The organism is Mesorhizobium sp. M7A.F.Ca.CA.002.15.2.1 (assembly GCF_003998715.1).
Classification (GTDB): Bacteria; Pseudomonadota; Alphaproteobacteria; order Rhizobiales; family Rhizobiaceae; genus Mesorhizobium; species Mesorhizobium ciceri.
Genome location: NZ_RZPI01000612.1, coordinates 1 through 3,418, shown reverse-complemented (window position 1 = coordinate 3,418; position 3,418 = coordinate 1). Strand labels below are relative to the sequence as shown.

Annotated in this window: 4 protein-coding genes; 3 read left to right on the top strand and 1 reads right to left on the bottom strand. The window is 64.0% G+C overall.

What is annotated here, in order from left to right:
• From ENZ74_RS26185 to ENZ74_RS26175, 3 genes are all read left to right on the top strand, one after another.
• Positions 1-746, top strand: a 746-nt coding sequence (locus tag ENZ74_RS26185) for an ABC transporter ATP-binding protein (protein ID WP_164761218.1), incomplete at its 5' end; no start/stop codon positions are given.
• Complete coding sequence (locus ENZ74_RS26180) at positions 670-1,419, top strand: ABC transporter ATP-binding protein (protein ID WP_063168749.1); 750 nt, start codon at positions 670-672, stop codon at positions 1,417-1,419. The genes ENZ74_RS26185 and ENZ74_RS26180, both read left to right, overlap by 77 nt.
• Entirely contained in the window at positions 1,412-2,701 is a 1,290-nt protein-coding gene (locus tag ENZ74_RS26175; protein WP_063168750.1) for an FAD-dependent oxidoreductase, read from the top strand. Before ENZ74_RS26180 ends, ENZ74_RS26175 begins: the two co-directional genes overlap by 8 nt.
• A gap of 195 nt (positions 2,702-2,896) precedes the next feature.
• Here the strand turns inward: ENZ74_RS26175 and ENZ74_RS26170 are convergent.
• A partial coding sequence (locus tag ENZ74_RS26170; protein WP_164761217.1) for a glycine cleavage T C-terminal barrel domain-containing protein occupies positions 2,897-3,418 on the bottom strand: 522 nt, incomplete at its 5' end.

The following is a 3,418-nucleotide window of genomic DNA, read 5'->3' as shown; positions in this document are numbered from 1 at the left end:
TAATCCACGGCGTGATCGGACCGAACGGCGCCGGCAAGTTGACGCTGATCAACATGACGGCTGGTTCCTACACAGTGTCGTCGGGCTCGATCACGCTCGACGGCAAGCGTCTCGACAAACTCAAGAAATACCAGATCGCCAATTCGGGAATTGCCCGCACCTATCAGAACATCCGCCTCTTCGACCAGATGTCGGCGATCGAGAACCTTGAAGTCTGTTTCTATCCCGCCGAGGTTGCGGCCGCCTGGAGGGAAGTGATCTGGCCACCCTATGCCAACGCCCAGCGCCGGCGCCGGCGTGAGAAATGCATGGAAATCCTGCGGTTTTTTGACCTTCAGGGCTACGCCGACGTCGATGCCGGGGGCCTGCCCTATGGCCGACAACGCATGCTGGAGATCGCCCGCGCCTTGGTCGCCAATCCGCGCGTCCTGCTGCTCGACGAGCCCGCCGCCGGATTGAACCACCACGAGACGGCGGAACTGACGGCAAAACTCACCGCGTTGCGTTCGCCCGACCGGATCATGATCGTCGTCGAGCACGACATGGATCTCGTCATGACACTCTGCGACAGCATCATCGTCATGCATCATGGGAAACTGCTCTTCCGGGGCACGCCCGCCGAAGTGCAGGCAAGCACCGACGTCCAACTCGCCTATCTGGGAACCGCCAATGACATCGACGACATCCGGGCCGCTGCTCAGAATCGCCGGGCTCAGCTCGGGATACGGGCGCGTCGGCGTTCTTGAGGGCATCAGCATTGACGTCGATCCGCACGAGATCGTCGTCATCCTGGGTCCGAACGGCGCCGGCAAGACGACGCTGCTCAATTCCGTTTCCGGCGTGGCGCGGCCCACCGCAGGCAGCATCGCGTTCGAGGGCCGCGACATCACCGGGATGCGCCCCGAACAGGTCGTGCGTCTCGGCATCACCCACTGCCCGGAAGGCCGCCAGATCTTCCAGCGCCTGACGGTGGAGGAAAACTTGGTCGCGGCCCATATCGGTCGCGGCGGGAAGAGTTTCGAGGCATTGCGCGCCGAGGTGTTCGAGCTGTTTCCTGTGCTCAAGGAACGGCGCAACGGCATGGCAAGCCGCATGTCCGGCGGCCAGCAGCAGATGCTGGCGATCGGGCGCGCGCTTATGGCCGAGCCGAAGCTTCTGATGCTCGACGAGCCGTCTCTCGGCCTTGCCCCGAAGATCGTCCACCAGATCTTCCGCATCATCCTCGACCTGTCGCGCCACGGCATTTCGATCCTGCTCGTCGAGCAGAACGTTCAGCTGGCGCTTGAATGCGGCGACTACGCCTACCTGCTCAACACCGGCAAGGTGAAGCTGCATGGCCCGGCGCAGGAAATGGCCGCGCATTCGGCCCTGAGGGAACACTATCTCGGCGGCGCCAGCGAGGACGTCCTTCATGTTTGAGGTCGACTGGAAGACGCCGCATCTGTGGCGCAAGACCGCGAACAGGCGCCCGGCCGCACCGGCACCGCAAGGCGACCTGAAGACGGACGTGCTGGTGGTCGGCGGCGGCTTCACCGGCATGGCCGCGGCACTCGGCGCGCGCGACAGCGGCGTCAATGTCATCCTGCTTGAGAGCAACGAGATCGGATCGGCAGCGTCGGGCCGCAACAACGGCCTTGTCATCTCCCACCATTCCAAGGCCTCGCCGGCGGAGTTCGAGGCGGTCTACGGCAAGACGATCGGTGAGCGCTACAATCGCATGGTTGCGGATGCGGCCGGCGTAGCCTTCGGCCTGATGCAGCGCTTCAACATAGACGCCCACCAGGTTCAGGAAGGCTGGATCCAGCCCGCTCACACCGACACCACGCTTGCCCGCGCGCACCAGTTCTACGAAGAGTGGAAAGCCTTCGGCGCCAATGTCTCCTGGCTTGACCGGGCCGAAGCCAGCGCGCGCATCGGCAGCCCCTATCTCGGCGGCTGGATGGTGCACAATTCCGGCCACATCAATCCGTTCGCCATGACCATTGGCCTTGCCGGCGCCCTTGAGCGCGAAGGCGTGACCATCTTCGAGAACGCCGCGGCGTCTCGCATCGAGAAGGTGGAAGGCGGCTGGCGCGTCTTCACCGCAACGGGAAGCGTCACGGCGCCAGAAGTGGTGCTTGCCACGAATGCGCTTACCGGCGACCTCTGGGCTGGGCTGAAGAAGACACTGATGCCGTTCAAGGTCTTCCAGGCCGCGACAAACCCGCTGCCGGAAGGCCTGCGCACCCAGATCCTTGTCGGCAACCCCGCGGTGTCCGACATGCGCAACGACATCCGCTATTTCCACTACGACGTCGACGGCCGGCTGGTGAGCGGCGGCACGCATACATTGTGGTTTGACGAGGCCGACCGCGGTCGCGCCAAGGTCTCGAGCATGCTGGGCAAGGCTTTTCGCGCATTCGGCGGCGAACCGCCGATCGTGGAATACTGGCATGGCACCTTTGCCGTGGTGCCTGATCGCAGACCTCGCCTCTATCGCCTGGCACCCGGCCTCGTGTTTGGCGGCGTCTATTCCGGCCGCGGCGTGGCATTGGCAATGTCTCTTGGCCAGGAAATCGGCCGCTGGGCGGCAGGCCGGCGCCGGGACGAGCAGATGCCTTTGCCGGTCACCAACATGAAACCGGTTCCGTTCCATCCGGTCGCCGTGCAGGTCGCGAACCGCATGCATCTCTGGAACCGCTTCAAGGATCGAAGCTCTTGATGACATTATAGGCCGACGATGCTGATTTTGTGCCGGCGGCTAGCTGGCCGAGGCAGAAGTCTCAATCAGACAGCCCATGCTCGGTCACGACTGGGCCGAAAGCGGACTGGTAGCTTCAGGCATCAGCGGAAGCCGAAGCGGACCTTCAGCGTGGCTGGGACTTAGGGCCTCCGACTGATCCAAAAGGAGGTTCTGTCACGGTCTCAGGCGTTCCCCCTTCGGATCGTACCACGGCTTGAGCTGCGCAATGGCCTTGTATCGCTTCCAGGCGATTTCGATCTCCAGAGGGGCGGCTGCCAGCCAGGCATCGTCGACACCGCCCTCGCATTCGACATAGCCCATGCCGAGCGAGGCGCCGATGCGGTGGCCGTAGGCGCCGGAGGTGACCGAACCGACGATCTTGCCGCCGCGCCAGATCGGTTCGTGATGATAGAGGAGAGGCGCATCTTCGGCCTGCAGCCGCAACTGCACCAAGCGGCGGCGCGGCTTGCCCGCCTCCTTCTGCAGCAACAGCGCATCACGGCCGATGAAGCCGCCTGGCTTGTCGAACGCCACGGCAAAGCCAAGCCCTGCCTGCAGCGGGCTGTCTTCCTCGCCGATGTCGTGACCCCAGTGGCGGTAACCTTTCTCCATGCGCAGCGAATTGATGGCGAAGTAGCCGCCTTGGCGCAGGCCGAAATCGGCGCCCGCCTCGGCCAGCTTGTCGAAGACATGGGC